Source organism: Acetobacter pasteurianus subsp. pasteurianus LMG 1262 = NBRC 106471 (genome assembly GCF_000285275.1).
GTDB lineage: Bacteria > Pseudomonadota > Alphaproteobacteria > Acetobacterales > Acetobacteraceae > Acetobacter > Acetobacter pasteurianus.
In genome coordinates this window covers 47850-65918 of record NZ_CADO01000006.1, presented here as the reverse complement: position 1 = coordinate 65918, position 18069 = coordinate 47850, and the positions used below count along the sequence as shown (strand labels likewise).

Genomic DNA, 18069 nt, shown 5'->3' with positions numbered 1-18069 from the left:
TCCCGACAAGCCGGTGCCTTGCCTTCCATGAATGGGATGACCAGATAGCATGACATCCAGACAGATCAGCCAGCATAAGCGGTGTTCTGTGGCATGGCGAGGCAAAAGGCTGGCCCATGCTGCCAAAGGTTCAGTTATTCTGGGGCTTCTGGCTTTGCTTTCTGCCTGTGCAAATCAGCCCAGTGGGGATGATATTACCATGCCTGTGGCAGAAGAAGCTGCACGGTATCGGGCACACGCGCGTTCCTATTACGCACCTCCGGGCACGGCGGAAGATCCTTGGGGCCCCTATATTCAGGAAGCCTCAAAGCGCTTTGATGTGCCGGATGAATGGATACGTGCAGTTATCCAGCAGGAATCGGGTGGGCGGCTTTTCCATAATGGCCAGCTTGTTACATCCGGGCCGGGCGCTATGGGCCTGATGCAGTTGATGCCACCTACATATGATGAAATGCGCCAAGCCTATAATCTGGGTGACGATGCGTTTGATCCGCATGATAATATCATGGCGGGCACGGGCTATATTCGCCAGTTGTATGATGTGTATGGTTCTCCGGGATTTTTGGCGGCCTACAATGCAGGGCCCGGAAGGCTAGAAGATTTTCTAACGCGCAACCGCACTCTCCCGCGTGAAACCCGTAACTATGTTGCCTCTATTGGGCGCAGAATTGTTGGCATTTCACCCACCAACCGCTCTCAGGCAGATCTGCTGGTAGCCAGTCATGATAGCATGGCTCAATCTTACCAGCCCATTCAGTCTGTAGGGGAAGTGAACTCCGTTAAGTCCGCATGGGCGCAGCGGAGCGGAAATAGTGGTGCACAGCCCGTGCAATTGGCTGAAGTTGTGGGCAGTGATGGAGATTCTGCAACCACTTCTTACACGCCAGAATGGCAGCCGGTTGCCCGTAAGGGACGCATTAACGGGCTGACAGAAAGCCCGGCAGATGTGCGTGCAGCTTGGGCGCAGCGGTTGGGATCTTCTGAAACAGCAGCTTCAACTGCGCCGGTGCAGGTGGCGGATGCGTCTGACCCCATTCCAAACCCGCCAGAACAACCTACGGCACCTGCTCGCCTTGTGTTGGGGAATACATCTTCCCAACGGCGCATGCAGATGTTTCCTGCCGCACATGCAGAGCCAGCACCGTTATTGACGCACCGCACACGCGGCGATGAATCAAAAACATGGGCTATTCAGGTGGGGGCTTTTGGCACGCAGTCCATGGCGCAGAGCGCAACCGGGCAGGCCCGTAATCGGGCAGCTCTTTCTGGGGCCCGTGCGCAAATTGCAAGCGTTCAGGCCAAAACGGGCAAATTGTATCGGGCCCGGCTGACAAATCTTTCGCATGAGGAAGCATTGGATGCCTGCCGCAAGCTTAGCGGTTGTGTGGTTATTTCCCCCGGTTCGCGCTCATAAGGTTTCTATTTCTCTGCCTATCTTGAGGGACAAGTAGAGAAATAGATTCATTTTTCTTATGGTAATGCAGAAGGTGCCGGTTGATTAGGCTGGGCTGGGGGCGCAGCACTGCTTGTGCTGTTAGCAGCCTGTGTCGGCTGCGGCTGTTTTGTGCCAGCTTCCGCTAATGGTGCGTTATCCCGTCCAGAATAGCGGCCGATAATCTGTTTAACGGCAGCGGCGGCTTCCTGCGCAGCAGCAACGGCAACATCCCCCCAATAATTATCTAGGGAATGTGCATCAATATCATGCAGCTGTGTTGCTGCTCCGGCTTCCTTGCCGTCCTTGTCCACAACGCGCCAGACAATTTCGATATGTTGCTGAGGGTGCCCAAGTGTCCCTACGGGGCCGGGTGTGATTTTGACGGTGGAGCTGACTGTGAAATCAGCATTTTCCTTTGAATTCTGGATTGTATCTTCACTGTCCCGGAAAGAGGCGGTGAAAGCACGGGCCAAAGATATATTACCATCACCCGGCGCACCGGTTACACCGGTAAAGTAAACCCGTGCAGCACGATGCTTCAGGCTATGTGGGTCTTTTTCCATATCATCTGCCTGAATACCCGTCAGCACAGAGGAAATGCGTGGCGCTGCATCTTGCGCAACCAGCGTGAAGAAAGGGGCGTCTCCGGCAGACCACTGTGCAGCTGGCACGGCTTGCCCTTCCTGTGTAGCGCGAATCTGGTTTTTGGGCGTCATGATTGTGTAAATTGGCACAACCTGATCCCCTCTCAATTCTGCCCGCATTTTCAGCCACCAATCTCCGGGCCGTGTGGGTTGGGCAATGGCCGGAATGGTTTGCTGAAGCAGTTCCGATGCAACATCCTTGGCCCATATCTGGGCAGACGCATCAGGCAGCAAGGAATCCGTAGGGGTGGGGATATCTAGGCGGGAGGGGGGCGCATTGGCCGCCAGTTTTGAAGCCCCTTTGCCGGGGTTGGAAAACGGATGCGGCACATCCAAGCACCCTGCCAAAAGCAGTAGAGTGGAAAGTGGCAGGGCAGTATGGCGTAAAAGGCGGTTCATCCGTTCCGAGGTCCTGTAGCAATCGCTGAAATCTGGTGTCCAATTTGTCCACCACCCGCCAGAGTGCGGCGGCGATGGCTAAAAAAGCGCTTTTCGTCAGAGAGTGTATCAACGCCTAATGCGGCAGCATTGCGCACACCAGCTTGCTGCAACCTAAAAACACACCACCCTGCCAGATCAAACTGATAATGGCCGGGGCGTATGCCCGGTGCAAAAAAGCGTGCGGCCTGTTTGTCTGCGGTAGTAATGGCTGAGTGCATATCTTCAGCCGTTTCGTAGCTTTCCTGAGCAATGCAGGGGCCAACAACAGCGCTAATACTTTCTGCGTTAGCGCCAAGGGCCTTCATGGCTTCCAAGGTAGATTCCAAAACACCGGCCAAGGCTCCGCGCCAGCCAGCATGGGCAGCGCCAACAACGGTGCCTTCTGCGTTGGCAAACAGTACAGGTGCGCAGTCTGCGGTAATAACGCCAATGGCGATATCTGGCTGATTGGTAACAAGTGCATCGGCGGGTGCGCCGGAGCCGGGCGGCCAAGGTGCTGTGGCGGTAACCACCCCACGGCCATGCACTTGTGTAACGCCTAACAAGTGGTCTGCCTGAACGCCCAGGTGGGCTGCAACCCGCCTGCGGTTTTCAGCCAGATTCTGTGGGTTATCGCCAGATTTTGTCGAGCAGTTGAGGCTGGCATAGGGGCCGGTGGAAACACCACCTTCCCGCGTAAAAAATCCGTGGCGTGTGTGCCCGAGCAAAGGGCTGGTGAGAGGTGAGAGCGTTGTGGTCATACGTCCGCTCCTTTCATGAAGCCGGGAGGTGAGGGCAGGCCGGGAGAGGCAAGGGCCATAACACGGAACAGATGCCCCATTTTTTCAGGGGCTGCTAGCCGATGTGCGGCACTGCGCAATATGGCAGCCTCTTCTGTAGTCGCACGTGTGGCGAGTTGTTCGGTACGTTCCATAAGGCCTAATGTGCGCAAAAAAGCACCTTGCGTTTCTGCGCCATAAATATGGCCACCAGCCTGTTGGGCAGTAGCTCCAAAGGCGGTAAAATCAACATGTGCTGTCAGATCGGCCTCTCCGGCAGCTTCCAACGGGTGTGCTGGACGAGCATGACGTAAGGCCTGCAGGGAATCACCCGTTAGGGTGGAATGGTGACCGTAATCAATAAACAGTGCTACGCCCGGCTGTGCTGCAAAACGTTGCCCCAGATAGCGCGCAACTTCCAGCGCGGGCTCGCATAGTTCTACAATAGTGTCTGGTTCCAGTTTTCTGCCATCTGGCATTACCGGAGCATCACATGGAACAAGGTGAAATGCCTCATCCATAACGTAGCGTTCGTGCCAGCCCGAAGGTGTTTGCACGAACTGGCGGATGGGAAGGGCATCCAGAAATTCATTGCCCAATAGAATGAGCGGGCCAGAAGGAAGATCTTCTATCCGATCATGCCATGTGGGGTGCGCATAAGACGCAAGGGCCTGCTTTTGTGCCTGCCGCATAAGTGGGGATGTTTCTACCAGATGCACATTCAGCACATGTGCAAAATCTGGAGCGCAACGTGTAATCAGGCGCAGGGCATCTGCCATAAGTGTGCCGCGGCCTGGCCCTGCTTCAGCGAGAATAACCTGCGCAGGGCAGCCCATATTCTGCCAGACCGTGGCAGCCCAAGCCCCGAGCAGTTCTCCAAAAACCTGAGAGATTTCGGGGGCGGTAATAAAATCTGAAAGCAAAGGTTTGGATGCATAATAACGCGCATTGGCGCGCGCTATAAATGCATCCAGCCTTTCAGCTTTTGGAGGCAAGGGGGAAGGCATGCGCGTGCTTATGGCTTGGCTTCTGCTTCTGGGGGAATGCCTTCGTAAACAGGGTGGCGGTTGGCATACACCATAAGCGCAATACCCGCTGCCAGCATGGGGCAGCACAACAGTTGCCCCATTGTGATGCCACCGGGCAGAAACCCAAGGAATGAATCCGGTTCACGAAAGAATTCGCAAAAGCTGCGGGCGCAGGCATATCCGGCAAGAAACAGGCCAGCAAGAAAACCGGGATGTTGACGGATAGAGAGTTTACGAGAGGCCGCAAACATAACCAAAAAGAGCAGGAGCCCTTCTGTAAGTGCCTCGTAAATCTGAGAGGGATGGCGCGGGATTGGCCCACCATCGGGAAAGATCATTGCCCATGGCAGAGAGGCCGGAGCCTCACGCCCCCAGAGTTCACCATTGATAAAGTTGGCCACGCGGCCCAGCCCCAAACCAATAGGCACGGCAATGGTGACGCGGTCTGCAAAGGCCAGAAAGTTTAGCTTGTGCCGCCATGTAAACAGCATCATGGCGATAATTACGCCAAGTGCGCCACCGTGGAAGGACATGCCCCCGTGCCATACTTCCAGCATGGCCAGAGGGTGCGTAATGTAATAGCCGGGCTGGTAAAACAGCACGTATCCCAGCCGGCCACCCATCAGAATGCCAAGGGTGACCCAAGCCAGAAAGTCATCTGCCAGTTCTGGCGTGCCTGCACGCGGAGGAAGGTTAACCAATCGCCGCAACAGCGTAATGCCCAGCACAATGCCGATGATGTAGGAGAGCGCATACCACCGTATGGCAAATGGCCCGACATGCACCAGCACCGGGTTAAACTGAGGAAACATCAGAACAGGAAGCATGATGGGTGATCCGGTATGGCTGGGTCAGAGATAGGCATTATTCGTGGCAAGATAATCTTGCACGTAGCGTTTAACGCCCTCTTCCAGCGGTGTGAACTGGCCAGTGTAACCAGCAGCCCGCAGGCGGGAAAGATCTGCCTGTGTGTAGGATTGATACTGCCCATGCAAGCTTTGGGGCATATCAATAAATTCTACCCGGCGTTCGCAGCCAATGGCATCACACACGGCATGGACCATATCCAGATAGGTGCGTGCGGTACCTGTGCCACAATTAAACAGATCTGATACCTCCGGGTTGTCATACAGCCAGAGCATAACGTTTACGACATCACCCACCCATATGAAGTCACGGGCCTGCATGCCATCTGCAATATCTGGCCTGTCAGATCGGAACAGACGTGCAGGCTGGCCGGATTTTACCTCATCATATTTTACCTTAACCACAGAGATCATCTTGCCTTTGTGGTATTCGTTTGGCCCGTACACGTTAAAAAACTTTAGCCCGGCCCATTGAGGCGGCCGTGGTGTGTGCTGATCAAGTGTGGTGGTAACGTGCTGATCAAACACGTGTTTGGACCAGCCGTACAAATTAAGTGGTCTCAGTTGTGAAAGATTGCCCGGATCATCATTGAACAGTTCTGGTCTGTCAGCCGCGCCATATGTGGCGGCTGAAGATGCATAGATAAATCTTGCACGGTTGCGTGTGCACCAGTCCCATAATGTTTGTGAGAGTTCCACATTGGTGCGCCATACCAGATCACCATCTGTTGCGGTGGTTTCACTAATAGCGCCCATATGGAAGATGGTGTCTATTTTTGGGGTTGTGGCCAAAAAGGCTTCCAGATTTTCTGGGGCAATCAGGCGCGTGGGTGCATGTTGGGACACATTGCGCCATTTGCCTTCCTGCCCAAGCCAATCAACAATTATTGTTTCCAGCCCTCTGGCGGCCAATGCAGCCTGTAGGCATGAGCCGATAAAACCGGCTCCCCCTGTAATTACTATCATGGTGCGGGAGTATAAAGGGCGGCATCGCGCACTCCAAGCTGTCAAATGCCTGATGTGCTCAGAAGTGGGGTTTCATCCCGTAGTCAGGGGGAAACATATTGCCTACTATTCACGCGTGATCGCAATTTAGCAGGAAAGAGGCGCTAGCATGAGCGAAGAAATTACAGTTGTTGCTCTTTTGAAGGCAAAGCCGGGCGCAGAGGAAAAAGTGGCACAGGCCATGGTGGCGTGCATCAAGCCATCTCGTGCAGAAAGCACCAACAGCCAGTATGTGCCCAATCGTGATCTGGATGATCCGCAGACATTTGTTTTTGTAGAACGTTGGGCAAGCCGCAAGGCATTGCAGGATCATATGGAAACACCGCATTTCAAAACACTTGCAGCAGAACTGAACACGCTGCTGGAAGCGCCTATTCAGCTTCATATCCTGCAGCCTCTCCCCGGTGCCTAAGCGCACGTAGTGAAAACTGCATAAAAAAACGGCCCTACCTCAATGGGGCCGTTTTTGTTTTCCGTAACCTGCTGGCAATAAACCGGCTATCGCAGCACAAATTGCTGAAAGACAACTACCAACCCGATACAGAATGTTAAAAACAGGCTGTGCTTGAAGGTGCGCGCCAGCACTGTGCCTTCCTGTCCTTTGAGGGATGTTACAGATACGCCAGTGGTGATGTTCTGGGGCGAGATCATCTTACCCATCACGCCCCCTGATGAGTTTGCAGATGCAAACAGCACCGGGTCTAGTGAAAGCTGATGCGCTGCAGCCACCTGCAGGTTACCGAAAAGAGCGTTGCCTGAGGTGTCACTCCCCGTTAGGAACACGGCAATCCAGCCAAGGAAAACAGAAACCAGCGGGAAGACCATGCCAGCGGAAGAAACCGCATATCCCAAAGTATAGGTCATGCCGGAATAGTTCATCAAAAATGCCAGTCCGATTGTGAGTGCAACAGTCACAACGGCCAGCCACCCCTGTTTGAGCGTGGTACGGGCTGCCGCACCAAACTGCTGTAGTTTTGTGCGGGTGAACAGGGCTGTCAGAATGGTGGCAACCAGAATGGCCGTGCCGGTGCCCAAGGGTTCAAACTTCCACACGGCGGCATAAGGCGTTTTATACAAAGAGATAAACACCGCATTATCCAGCCCCGGCCAATGAATGGGCAGGGTGCCAATTTTGGCAATATGCAGCGCATCCCATGCAATCACCACAGCAATAACCGTAATCCACGGAATCCACCCTTGCCAGCGGGGGACAGGAACTGCACTTGCTTGCTGGTTGTTTAGATGGGTGAGATCAATAGCGTATTGTGGATCTGATGCGGGTTTCCAAAAGCGTAGGAACCCAATGGTCGCTACAAGTGCCACGCTAGAAGAAAGTACGTTGCTCAGGCTGTAAAGCCCGGCACCAGAGATAATCAGCAATGTCAGGGCAAAGCTGCCACCAGCCACTAGCAGCACAGGCCATGTCTGCCGGACAGAGCGCCACCCGCCGTAAAGCGCCATAACATAAAAAGGAATAAGCAGTGCAAACGGGGTAAGCTGCCGCCCAATGGTTGCCCCCAGCACATCTGCCGGTAGCCCTGTAATAGAGCCCAGAACGGTAACGGGAATACCCAAGCCACCAAATGCTACCGGTGCGGAGTTAAAGATCAGCACATAGGTAAGGGCATCCAATGCCGGAAAACCGAGCATGATCAGCAACGCACTGGTAATGGCTACAGGTGTGCCAAACCCAGCCACGCCTTCTAGTGCAGCACTAAAGCAGAAGCCCAGAACAACAAGCATGATGCGCCTGTCATTGGGAACGTGCTGGATAATCCAGTCTCGGAAAGCATCAAATCGTCCGTTCTGCACAGCCACGTTGAACAGAAAGAGTGCCGAAAGAGCAATCCACATCACTGGCAGAAGGGAAAACACAACACCGTTGCTAATGCTGGCAACAGCCAATTTGGCAGGCAGCCCCCAAATTGTGGTGGCTACCAGCAACCCTACAATCAAGCCGCCCAGAGTGGCCTGCCATGCCGGGCGACGCAGAATACCCATAACAAAGAGTGTAACAATAATAGGTGAGGCCGCGAGCAGAAATGACAGCACAAGGCTGTGTCCCGCCGGAACAAGTGGCTGTATGAACATGGCAGTTCCTGAATAGGCGTTAATTCCCCTTCTTACGTGGGGGATAAAAACAATCTTAAGGGAACGGTTGCGGCCCGATGCAAGAAAAAATGTCGTTATAACAATATGTTGTGATGGGGGAACTTTTAGAAAGGCAGCTAAACAGCCATCTTTCATGAAAATGACATATTGGTAATAGATGTGGGGAAGCCCCGTAATCCGTGCTTTTTGTCGCAAGTTTATGGGACAAGCCTTATTGGCAAAAGTGCATGCGGAAGGGGACGGCAGGTGTCTTTTCGGATTCAGCAACGGCAAACGGTATGTGCCGCGCTACTGTTGGGGTTGGCGGGGTGCGCTACGCCTGCTGTCAGGCCCGGAGGGTATGCATCCTCCCAGGCGTATTATCAGGCGGCATATGAAAGATCAGAAGCTAACCCGGCAGCCTATAGGCCTGTAGGTCCGGCAGAAGATCCGTGGGGGCCATATATCAAGGAAGCAGCGCAGCGTTTTTCCATACCGGAAAGCTGGATACGTGCCGTGATGCAGCAGGAATCGGGTGGGCATCAGTATCTGGATGGTCAACTTACAACGTCATCCGCCGGTGCAATGGGGCTGATGCAGCTTATGCCCGCTACCTATGCAGATATGCAAAGCCAGTTCAATTTGGGGGGAGACCCATATAACCCACATGATAATATTATGGCGGGAGCAGGATATATCCGCCAGATGTATGATCATTACGGTGCGCCCGGATTTTTGGCAGCTTATAATGCAGGCCCACAACGCGTAGATGACTATTTAACGTCTGGGCGGCCTTTGCCGGATGAAACGGTGAATTACGTTGCATCCATTACGCCTCATCTGGGTACAGAATCCGCACCAGCGGGCAGTTTTGCCCCGGCACCTTCCTCTGTAATGGTTGCCAGTGCTGGTTCATCCGTAGCGGCAGCTCCTGTAGCAGAATACGCACGGGCAGATCTTTCGCGCACGGCCGATGGCTGTTTGCGTGACCCTGATGCAGCATATGATCCCTCAACCCCTTGCTTGATGGATAGAGATACACCTCATCCAGACCCGCAACCGGTTGAAGAAGCCGCTCCTATAGAAGTTGCACAGGCGCAACCAGCCGGTATTTCAGATCAGGCGGTAACGGCGACACCGCTTGCAGTGGCACCGGTAGGATCCAACAGCCTACCAGTGCAAACCGCAGCGTATAATGTTCCTTCAGAACAAAGACGATATGCGCGTTCCAGCCCGGCGCATGTTCTCGCGCTGCTTTCATCATCTTTGTCAGCAAGATCATCAGGAGCGGTACAGGTAGGGGCTTTTGCATCTTATGCCGAGGCACAGCATACGCTGGAATCTGTAAATCGTCTGCTAACAGCACATGCCTTATCTGTGCGTCCTACTGTTACGCAGGCTTCTGTAGCTGGTCGGTCTTATTATCGGGCGCAGTTTATTACGGCTCAGAATACTGGCCCGGCTGATGTTTGTCAGGTGCTGCGGGCACGCGCGCTCCCCTGTATTCAGGTGCGTGGAGGATAAGAGGAGAAAGTCTTTTCCCTTTTGAGCCAATTACCTGTAAAGCCTCTGCGTCTTCCAGAAAAACAAAGTGGAACAATAAATGGAAAACGCAGCAATGCCTGAGAAGGGAGCAGAAAGTACTGTCCCCATAAAGGTTGTGGTTGTTGGTGTTCTGGCTGCAACGGCTGGACTCATGTCCGGGTTGGATATTGGCGTTATTTCCGGGGCGCTGGATTTTCTGGCGCGGGATTTCAACGCATCTACTCTGGCGCAGGAATGGATTGTCAGCGCCATGATGGCAGGGGCGGCCGTTGGGGCTGTAGGTGCTGGGTGGATTACCCGGCATACCGGACGCAAATGGTCTTTGGTTTTTGGGGGCGGCGTTTTTATTGCCGGCTCCTTACTGTGTGCTCTAGCATGGTCTGTGTCTGTGCTTATAGCCGGGCGCGTGCTGATGGGGCTGGCCATTGGTGTGGCTGCTTTTGCCGCTCCCCTGTATCTTTCTGAGGTATCAGATCAATCCAGCCGCGGCGCCATGATTTCCACCTATCAGCTTATGATTACGATAGGTATTTTTCTAGCGTTTTTAAGCGATACGTTTTTTAGCTACCACGGGCAGTGGCGCTGGATGTTCGGCATTATTGCCGTTCCCGGGATTGTTTACGTTATTGGGGTTTTGTTTCTACCCTATAGCCCGCGCTGGCTCATGATGCGTGGCCGGAGGGCCGAGGCGCTGGAAGTGCTGACAAGCCTGCGTGCAACCCCGCAGGAAGCCCGGGCCGAAATAAAGGCTATTCATAACCAGTTACAGGCCCGGCAGAATGGCTGGAGCTTATTGCGCGCAAACGGCAATTTCCGCCGTTCGGTTGGCTTGGGCATGTTGTTGCAAGTTATGCAACAGTTCGCGGGCATTAATGTGGTGATGTATTACGCCCCGCGTATTTTCCAGCTGGCAGGTTTTGTAGGCACTGCACAGATGTGGTGCACTGCCATGATCGGGCTGGTAAATGTGATGGCAACATTCCTGGCCATCAGCTTGGTGGATAAATGGGGGCGCAGGCCGGTTCTGTATTGTGGCTTTGCCATTATGGTGCTGAGCATGGCGAGCCTATCCTTGCTGCTCCATGGCAGCATGGTGGATCAGGCATCCCGCATGGCATGCGTCTTTATGGTTATGGTTTTTATTGTAGCTCATGCCATGTCTGCCGGGCCGATTGTGTGGGTTCTGTGTTCGGAAATTCAGCCAATGCAGGGCAGGGATCTGGGCATTATGCTTTCCACCCTTACAAACTGGATTGCCAACATGATTGTTGGTGCTTCTTTTTTAAGTGTGCTGGCATGGTTAGGGGGTTCTGCTACCTTTGGAATGATTGCCGCATTGAATGCCTGCTTTTTAGGGCTGACATATTTGTTTGTGCCAGAAACCAAAGGCATCAGTTTGGAGCAGATTGAGCGGAATCTGATGTCTGGCAAAAAACTACGGGATATCGGAATTTCTTGAGCAAAGGCATAGGAACGGGCGCAGATTGACTGCGCCCATTCAGAATACAAAAAACACAAATTTATATGCAAAATCATGCATATAAAGTATTTTAAATTTTCTTGGGAAAATGTGGTGCACCCGAAGAGACTCGAACTCCTAACCCCCAGATTCGTAGTCTGGTGCTCTATCCAGTTGAGCTACGGGTGCGCCGTGAGCAGGTGTTTAGCCGAGCACGGTGGGGTCGGCAACCCCTAAAATGCAAAAAAGTGAAATTTTTTTGTCAGTCATTGCCCAGGAAGTTTTTCCAACTGCGGTTTTCTGGGCGATGGAGCGTAACATGCGCCCGACATTCGGGGGTTCCGTATACACCTTCAAACGTGTCACCTGCCGGATGGGCTTCAAATACCATGGGAAGCGGCTGGTTTTTGGCGTCCTTTAAAACGAGCTGAGCATGATAATGCTGCTTACTCTTATCAGGCGTGCCGCGCAGAATAAGCGTGCCCATTTCAGGCACAAAGATCATGCGTTTGGGTTCAATCTGCATGAGTGATGTGCCGTTAACGGGGCAATTTTCACCTTTGTCTTGCACAAGGGTGCCAATCCATTCGCCATACGGGTCATCTGCAGCAGATGCTGGTTGCGTGGCGGCGTGGGCGGATGTGCAAAAAAAGCCAAGGCCGCCTAACGCCAGTGCGCCATATTTCAGCCAACAGGAAAAACGTGTGTGCTTCATGCAAAAACTCCTGATTTCGTTGGCAATCTGTACCTTGTGTATGGCACAGGCAAGGCAGGTATCAGGCGGAATAGGTGTGCACCTTTCTGGTTTTTAGGGTGACGCCATGACAGCATGGCTTTATATCCGCCTGTAAGAGAGCCCGTGCAGTCTTATATGTGGCTGCACATCCTTAGGAAAAGCCAGTTCTGGCACTGAAATCAGAAAGACCTGCAGTTCATGTCTGTTGATGCCACCCCGCCTGTTTCGCCTTCCAAGCTGGATGAATCCTTGCACCATGACCGTATTCTGATTCTGGATTTCGGAAGTCAGGTTACGCAGCTTATTGCCCGCCGTGTGCGCGAAAGTGGTGTGTATTGTGAAATCTGGCCGTTTACGGCAGATTCTGAACGAATTCGTCAGTTTTCACCCCGTGGTATTATTCTTTCTGGTGGCCCTGCCAGCGTAAACAACCCGGATGCCCCGCGCGTGCCGGATGTGGTGTTTGAAATGGCCGTGCCTGTGCTGGGTATCTGCTATGGTCAGCAGGCCATGTGCAAGCAGTTGGGCGGGCAGGTTGAAAGCGGGGATCACCGTGAATTTGGCCGCGCTTTTGTTGATATTGTAGAAGATTGCGCGCTGTTCCGTGGTGCATGGGCACGTGGTGGCCGTGAACAGGTATGGATGAGCCACGGTGACCGCGTAGTGGAGCTTCCCCCCGGTTTCCGTACCGTTGCCGTGAGTGAAGGTGCACCGTTTGCTGTTATCGCAGATGAAGGCCGCCGCCTGTATGGTGTGCAGTTCCACCCGGAAGTGGTGCACACGCCGCATGGGGCCGCACTGCTTAAGAACTTTACCCATAATGTTGCAGGCTGCTCCGGCACATGGACGATGGCTGGTTTCCGTGAAATGGAAATTGCCCGGATTCGTGAACAGGTGGGTGATGGCAAGGTTATCTGCGGCCTGTCCGGTGGTGTAGATTCTTCCGTGGCTGCGGTTCTGATTCATGAAGCCATTGGCGATCAGCTTACCTGTATTTTTGTTGATCACGGTATGCTGCGTGCTGGTGAAGCCGATGATGTGATCAAAACATTCCGCGGCCAGTTTAACATCCAGCTCGTGCATCGCGATGCTTCAGACATCTTCCTGAAAGAATTGGAAGGGGTCACAGATCCGGAAATCAAGCGGAAAACTATTGGCCGTTTGTTTGTGGAAGTGTTTGAAGAAGAAGCCACAAAACTGGGTGGGGCGCAGTTCCTTGCGCAGGGCACGCTTTATCCAGATGTGATCGAGAGTGTCAGCTTTACGGGCGGCCCTTCCGTTACTATCAAGTCTCACCACAATGTGGGTGGCTTGCCGGACCGGATGAACATGAAGCTGGTCGAACCGCTGCGCGAGCTCTTTAAGGATGAAGTCCGCGATCTGGGGCGTGAGCTGGGGATTCCCGAAATTATTGTTGGGCGTCATCCGTTCCCGGGTCCGGGGCTGGCTATTCGTATCCCGGGCAACATCACGCGGGAAAAACTGGATCTGCTTCGTAAGGTGGATTCCGTGTTCCTGGAAGAAATTCGGGCTGCCGGGCTGTATGATGCCATCTGGCAGGCCTTTGCCGTGTTGCTGCCAGTGCGCACCGTTGGTGTGATGGGTGATGGCCGCACGTATGATCAGGCCTGCGCCCTGCGTGCTGTCACCAGCACAGATGGCATGACAGCCGATGTTTACCCGTTTGACATGGGCTTCCTGACCCGTGTTGCTGGGCGTATCGTGAACGAAGTGCGTGGGATTAACCGCGTAACGTATGACATCACGTCCAAGCCACCGGGCACGATTGAGTGGGAATAAGTTTCCCGTCATAAAAAAGGCCGGGTGGCTGTAAAGCCCCCGGCCTTTTTTATTGGCTTCTTGCCAAAGGTCTTACTTGTTCAGCCAAGGTGCGATTGGCAGATTTTTTGCCCGCAGGAATTCAGGGTTGAACAGTTTGGATTCATAACGGGCACCGCCATCGCAAAGAATGGTAACAATCCGATGCCCCGGGCCGAGTTTGCGCGCAGTACGGATTGCAGAAGCCACGTTGATGCCAGAAGATCCACCGACGGAAAGGCCTTCTTCACCTAGCAGGCTATAAATAATTTCTAGCGCTTCTGGGTCTGGAATCCGCTCAGCGTCATCAATAGGTGCGCCTTCCAGGTTGCCTGTTACGCGGGACTGGCCAATGCCTTCTGTAATGGAAGATCCAGAAACAGACAGATCATTGTTTTTTACCCAGCCATATAGTCCAGAGCCTTCTGGGTCTGCCAGCACAATACGTGGGGCTGTTACGCCATCGCGCTTGGCTGCATCATGCAGCCCCAAGGCTACGCCCGCTAACGTGCCGCCTGTGCCGCAGGCGCAGGTAAAGGCATCTACCTTACCGCCCATTTGCTGCCAGATTTCTGGTGCGGTGGTGGCACGGTGGCCTTCACGGTTGGCAACATTGTCAAACTGGTTGGCCCATACCCATCCGTTTTCTTCGGAAAGACGGCGTGAAACGTGCACGTAATTGCCCGGATCACGGTAAGGCTTGGCTGGCACAAGGCGAAGGTCTGCCCCAATCATGCGCAGGAAGCCGATTTTTTCCTGGCTCTGGGTTTCGGGCATGACAATAACGCATTTATACCCACGCGCATTGGCAACCAGTGTAAGCCCAATGCCGGTGTTGCCGGCCGTGCCTTCAACAATGGTGCCGCCGGGCTTAAGCACGCCACGGCGTTCTGCATCTTCAATAATAGCCAGTGCCGCACGATCCTTGACGGAACCGCCCGGATTCATAAACTCGGCCTTGCCGTAAATATCGCACCCTGTGGCTTCAGACGCTTTGCGCAGGCGTACCAGAGGGGTTCCGCCCACCGCGCCCGGCATGTCGGCAGAAAGCGTGGTCCAGCCGGGATGAGGGGTGGAAACGGCGTTTTCAGTCATTTGGTTACACCTTATGCTGTCACGTTATAATGCGTTGGTCAGACTACCATGCTCCATCCGAAAATTCTGCCCCAAGGGCAAACAGATAAAACATGGCAGCTTATGCGGCTTCTTTACTGGCCTGCTGTGGGTTCTTGTTCTGCATCGTACAGTACTTCCAGAATTGCCGCCCACGGATAGCGTGAATCATAGCTTTGGCCATCGGGCGAGGCGAGGCGCCCCTGCGTGTCTGTTGGCACGTGTGTCAGAGCAACGGCATCATCAATATTGCCGCCGATAATGCTGATTTGTCGGCCAAAAGGCTGTCCATTCTGGCCAACAGCAACAACAAAGCCACAATGCGCAGGAAACCCATAAGAGGTGGGTAGGCTGGAGAATCGGATCGTGTCTTTGCTACGGCCACGTGCAACACAGATCAGGTCACCCGGTTTGGGGGTGTAGTTTGCCGGATCCTGCGCCCGCAGAATGGGAGACTGCCCAGAAGCGGCAGCGTTGATGTAAGTGGAATGATTGGGAGAATAGGGGAAGCGGCTGTTAGCCCCAGCTACGCGCATAACGTAGGAAATAAAGGCAGCAGACCACGCATAAGATCCATCATGCACAAAGTCGGTTAGCCGCCCGTTGGCATCGTGTTTGCCGGTCCATGATGTTTCGGTCATGTCCGGGTCCATACCAATCCACCAGTATTCTCCTACACGTTCCCACAGGCCGGGGGCGCGTTCTGGCTTAACAGAGGCAACTTCTGGTTCGGGGCGCTGCTCCGGGTCATCATCATTCACCGGGCTTCCAAACAGGCGCCATTCACGCATGGCAATGCCCACAACATCCTGCCGGTTAAAAGGCTCAAAATTGCGGGTGGCAAAATCTGGCACATGGCCACCATAGCCGTAGCCACCACTGGCTGTGTTCCACGTATTCGTGCTGGAAGCACTAGGGGTGGGGCGCGCACCTGGCTGTGGTTGCTGTGTGGCGCACGCTGCCAGACACAAAGGGGCCAGCAGGGCAACGGTAAGCTTGCGTGACAATCTCGTCTCCATACCAGAACAACTCTCCGGCAGATCCGGAGCGCGAGACAACCATTGGTCGGAAGTCTGAATGCTATAGCAATAAGCGCCTGTTGTTCTGGGTGGAAGAGGGTTTGTGTTTTTGTGCTGCGTCTGTTTCTTTTTTGTGTCTGTATTATCAGGCGTCAGGAACGGTCACATCTGCCGTGCGGGCATTCACGCACTGGATGGCATCTGCCGGTTTAAGGGCCACCACCAAGCCTCTGCCGCCGCCGTTAATATAAAGTGTATCCAGTTTGAGAACGCTTTCGTCTAACACCACCGGCACTTGCGTGCGAGCGCCAAAGGGGCTGATACCTCCCACCTTAAAACCGGTCAGGGCTTCAGCTTTTTCTGCTCCCAGCATACGTGCATTGCGTCCACCAAACAGGGCTGCAACTTTTTTCAGGTCCATTTTTTTATGAACAGGAATGGCTACACAAACAATCTGCTTTTTATCAATTTCAACCATCAGGGTTTTGAAAACCTTATTTTGGTCGATACCAATACCAGCAGCAGCATGTAAGCCAATTTTGCCGGGATCAGACACATAGTCATAATCCTGCAGGGTAAAGGCAATACCATGGGCAGTCAGAAACTGCGTTGTTGGTGTTTCAATGGTTTCTGACATGGTAGCCCTTTCTGGAAAATCCATGAAGCATGGGGCCTTTTGCAAGGCGTGTACATGGTTTCGCTTATTCAATAGTTACTCTTAGCGTCAAGACATGAAGGCTGCATACCGCCATGCAGCATGGCGGTATGCAGAAAGGCCTTTATGTATGGTTGGGAAAAAGGCTGAGGAGGCCGCTTTCTGTGGCTGGGCAGCAGCCTTTTTCTGTAATCAACCCCGTTACGAGTCTGGACGGTGTCACATCAAAAGCTGGGTTAGCTGCTGGGCTATGATCCGGAGTAATTTGCACGGAGCCTATTTTTCCGTCTGACATACGCCCCTGAACATGTGTGACTTCGGATGCTGCGCGTTCTTCAATAGGAATATCACGGATACCATCTGCAATGCGCCAATCTATGGTTGTAGAAGGCAATGCAACCCAGAATGGTATTTTATTGTCCTGTGCAGCTAAAGCTTTCAGATAAGTGCCAATTTTGTTTGCCACGTCTCCGTTGCGTGTGACGCGATCTGTGCCAACAATAACAATATCAACTTGGCCATGCTGCATCATATGGCCACCTGCATTGTCTGTAATAACAGTATGAGGAACGCCGTGACTGCCCAGCTCCCATGCAGTAAGGGCGGCTCCTTGGTTGCGTGGGCGTGTTTCATCCACCCATACATGTACGTTCAGGCCCAGATCATGCGCCATGTAGATAGGGGCCAATGCTGTGCCCCAATCTACCGTGGCAATCCATCCGGCGTTGCAGTGGGTTAGAATATTCAGGCGCTGGCCTTGTTCTTTTTTGGCAGCGAGGTCCTGCAAAAGTTTAAGGCCATGCTTGCCAATAGCTTCATTTTGGGCGGCGTCTTCATCGCAGATATGCAGGGCTTCTGCATAAGCAGCGGATACCCGATTTTCTGGCGGAATGGGCCGGAGGGTATTTAGCATTCTTTCAAGCGCCCAACGCAAATTTATAGCGGTGGGGCGGGTTGCAGCAAGCATTGCTGCGTTTTGTTCAAGGCTGGTATCACTGTTGTCTGTGCGTAATGCTAGTGCCAGACCATAGGCAGCAACAGCCCCAATAAGCGGAGCGCCGCGTACCTGCATGCTGGTAATGGCATGAGCGACATCTTGAACAGTTGTAAGCCGCAGGATGTCCAATGAAAAAGGAAGGCGTGTCTGATCGAAAATATGAATAGACCATTGGTCTTTTTCATCAATCCATACACTGCGGAAAGAGGTACCATTGATTTTCATGAAGCATGTTCCGTGAGAAGGAGAGGTCTGCATTGAGGATATAAGGATGATTGCCTGTTTTGAGCAATATGCCACAAGCACATGAAATTTTTGAGAACGTATTTAGAACATTTTTAAGGTAAATAGATCAGAAGAATGAAATATATCTTTAAATGCGGAAGTATTTTTTTGCATTTTCTATAGCATTTGTTATGTAGAATGAAAATCTAAGGCTATACCTGTTCTTGTAGGTAT

At 53.1% G+C, this 18069-nt stretch carries 16 protein-coding genes and 1 tRNA gene; 5 read left to right on the top strand and 12 right to left on the bottom strand.

Features of this window, described 5'->3' with window-relative positions:
* Positions 1–49 precede the first annotated feature (49 nt).
* Positions 50–1414: a transglycosylase SLT domain-containing protein gene (locus APA10_RS02400; protein WP_003629285.1), complete on the top strand. Its 1365-nt coding sequence runs from the start codon at positions 50–52 to the stop codon at positions 1412–1414.
* Between the two features lie 56 nt (positions 1415–1470).
* On the opposite strand, the gene APA10_RS02395 is transcribed toward APA10_RS02400, so the two are convergent.
* From APA10_RS02395 to rfaD, 5 genes are read right to left on the bottom strand one after another with little or no spacing between them, the layout of a single operon-like run.
* A complete protein-coding gene (locus APA10_RS02395) occupies positions 1471–2478 on the bottom strand; it encodes a hypothetical protein (RefSeq protein ID WP_003629283.1) in 1008 nt (335 codons plus the stop codon).
* Complete coding sequence (gene pgeF, locus APA10_RS02390) at positions 2475–3260, bottom strand: peptidoglycan editing factor PgeF (protein ID WP_003629282.1); 786 nt, start codon at positions 3258–3260, stop codon at positions 2475–2477. The genes APA10_RS02395 and pgeF overlap by 4 nt, the downstream gene beginning before the upstream one ends.
* Positions 3257–4285 carry a class I SAM-dependent methyltransferase gene (locus APA10_RS02385; protein ID WP_003629281.1) on the bottom strand — a complete coding sequence of 343 codons (1029 nt, stop codon included), beginning with the start codon at positions 4283–4285 and terminating at the stop codon, positions 3257–3259. Before APA10_RS02385 ends, pgeF begins: the two co-directional genes overlap by 4 nt.
* An 8-nt stretch (positions 4286–4293) precedes the next feature.
* Positions 4294–5133: a prolipoprotein diacylglyceryl transferase gene (gene lgt / locus APA10_RS02380; protein WP_003623592.1), complete on the bottom strand. Its 840-nt coding sequence runs from the start codon at positions 5131–5133 to the stop codon at positions 4294–4296.
* Between the two features lie 24 nt (positions 5134–5157).
* Positions 5158–6138, bottom strand: coding sequence for an ADP-glyceromanno-heptose 6-epimerase (rfaD, locus tag APA10_RS02375; RefSeq protein ID WP_003629280.1), 981 nt, complete (start codon positions 6136–6138; stop codon positions 5158–5160).
* Between the two features lie 148 nt (positions 6139–6286).
* On the opposite strand from rfaD, the gene APA10_RS02370 reads away from it, so the two are divergent.
* Entirely contained in the window at positions 6287–6589 is a 303-nt protein-coding gene (locus APA10_RS02370) for a putative quinol monooxygenase (protein ID WP_003623595.1), read from the top strand.
* 86 nt (positions 6590–6675) lie between these two features.
* Here the strand turns inward: APA10_RS02370 and APA10_RS02365 are convergent, their stop codons facing one another.
* Positions 6676–8268, bottom strand: coding sequence for an L-lactate permease (locus tag APA10_RS02365; protein WP_035365776.1), 1593 nt, complete (start codon positions 8266–8268; stop codon positions 6676–6678).
* Between the two features lie 180 nt (positions 8269–8448).
* On the opposite strand from APA10_RS02365, the gene APA10_RS02360 reads away from it, so the two are divergent.
* Together APA10_RS02360 and APA10_RS02355 are read left to right on the top strand one after the other, a co-directional pair.
* On the top strand, positions 8449–9792 hold the full coding sequence (locus APA10_RS02360) for a lytic transglycosylase domain-containing protein (RefSeq protein WP_174714359.1): 1344 nt from the start codon (positions 8449–8451) through the stop codon (positions 9790–9792).
* Positions 9793–9871: 79 nt separating this feature from the next.
* Positions 9872–11272 (top strand): sugar porter family MFS transporter, encoded by a 1401-nt coding sequence (locus APA10_RS02355; RefSeq protein ID WP_003629276.1) that lies wholly within the window; start codon positions 9872–9874, stop codon positions 11270–11272.
* A 112-nt stretch (positions 11273–11384) separates the two neighbouring features.
* Here APA10_RS02355 and APA10_RS02350 read toward each other — a convergent pair.
* Positions 11385–11461, bottom strand: a tRNA-Arg gene (locus APA10_RS02350).
* Between the two features lie 73 nt (positions 11462–11534).
* A complete protein-coding gene (locus APA10_RS02345) occupies positions 11535–11987 on the bottom strand; it encodes a hypothetical protein (RefSeq protein ID WP_003629274.1) in 453 nt (150 codons plus the stop codon).
* Between the two features lie 219 nt (positions 11988–12206).
* Between APA10_RS02345 and guaA the strand changes: the two genes are divergently transcribed.
* Positions 12207–13808, top strand: coding sequence for a glutamine-hydrolyzing GMP synthase (gene guaA / locus APA10_RS02340; RefSeq protein WP_003629273.1), 1602 nt, complete (start codon positions 12207–12209; stop codon positions 13806–13808).
* Between the two features lie 72 nt (positions 13809–13880).
* Here the strand turns inward: guaA and APA10_RS02335 are convergent, their stop codons facing one another.
* From APA10_RS02335 to mtnA, 4 genes are all read right to left on the bottom strand, one after another.
* Entirely contained in the window at positions 13881–14921 is a 1041-nt protein-coding gene (locus APA10_RS02335; RefSeq protein ID WP_003629272.1) for a cysteine synthase A, read from the bottom strand.
* A 113-nt stretch (positions 14922–15034) separates the two neighbouring features.
* Complete coding sequence (locus APA10_RS02330) at positions 15035–15958, bottom strand: DUF2272 domain-containing protein (RefSeq protein WP_035365775.1); 924 nt, start codon at positions 15956–15958, stop codon at positions 15035–15037.
* A 145-nt stretch (positions 15959–16103) separates the two neighbouring features.
* On the bottom strand, positions 16104–16619 hold the full coding sequence (ybaK, locus tag APA10_RS02325) for a Cys-tRNA(Pro) deacylase (RefSeq protein WP_003623605.1): 516 nt from the start codon (positions 16617–16619) through the stop codon (positions 16104–16106).
* A 118-nt stretch (positions 16620–16737) separates the two neighbouring features.
* Positions 16738–17868: an S-methyl-5-thioribose-1-phosphate isomerase gene (gene mtnA, locus APA10_RS02320; protein WP_003629270.1), complete on the bottom strand. Its 1131-nt coding sequence runs from the start codon at positions 17866–17868 to the stop codon at positions 16738–16740.
* Positions 17869–18069: the final 201 nt, after the last annotated feature.

Coding starts and splice junctions, on each gene's coding strand:
- lgt (WP_003623592.1), bottom strand. CDS start 5,133: ATGCTTCCTGTTCTGATGTTTCCTCAGTTTAACCCGGTGCTGGTGCAT.
- rfaD (WP_003629280.1), bottom strand. CDS start 6,138: ATGATAGTAATTACAGGGGGAGCCGGTTTTATCGGCTCATGCCTACAG.
- guaA (WP_003629273.1), top strand. CDS start 12,207: ATGTCTGTTGATGCCACCCCGCCTGTTTCGCCTTCCAAGCTGGATGAA.
- APA10_RS02335 (WP_003629272.1), bottom strand. CDS start 14,921: ATGACTGAAAACGCCGTTTCCACCCCTCATCCCGGCTGGACCACGCTT.
- ybaK (WP_003623605.1), bottom strand. CDS start 16,619: ATGGATTTTCCAGAAAGGGCTACCATGTCAGAAACCATTGAAACACCA.
- pgeF (WP_003629282.1), bottom strand. CDS start 3,260: ATGACCACAACGCTCTCACCTCTCACCAGCCCTTTGCTCGGGCACACA.
- APA10_RS02345 (WP_003629274.1), bottom strand. CDS start 11,987: ATGAAGCACACACGTTTTTCCTGTTGGCTGAAATATGGCGCACTGGCG.
- APA10_RS02370 (WP_003623595.1), top strand. CDS start 6,287: ATGAGCGAAGAAATTACAGTTGTTGCTCTTTTGAAGGCAAAGCCGGGC.
- APA10_RS02395 (WP_003629283.1), bottom strand. CDS start 2,478: ATGAACCGCCTTTTACGCCATACTGCCCTGCCACTTTCCACTCTACTG.
- APA10_RS02385 (WP_003629281.1), bottom strand. CDS start 4,285: ATGCCTTCCCCCTTGCCTCCAAAAGCTGAAAGGCTGGATGCATTTATA.
- APA10_RS02330 (WP_035365775.1), bottom strand. CDS start 15,958: ATGGAGACGAGATTGTCACGCAAGCTTACCGTTGCCCTGCTGGCCCCT.
- mtnA (WP_003629270.1), bottom strand. CDS start 17,868: ATGCAGACCTCTCCTTCTCACGGAACATGCTTCATGAAAATCAATGGT.
- APA10_RS02355 (WP_003629276.1), top strand. CDS start 9,872: ATGGAAAACGCAGCAATGCCTGAGAAGGGAGCAGAAAGTACTGTCCCC.
- APA10_RS02400 (WP_003629285.1), top strand. CDS start 50: ATGACATCCAGACAGATCAGCCAGCATAAGCGGTGTTCTGTGGCATGG.
- APA10_RS02365 (WP_035365776.1), bottom strand. CDS start 8,268: ATGTTCATACAGCCACTTGTTCCGGCGGGACACAGCCTTGTGCTGTCA.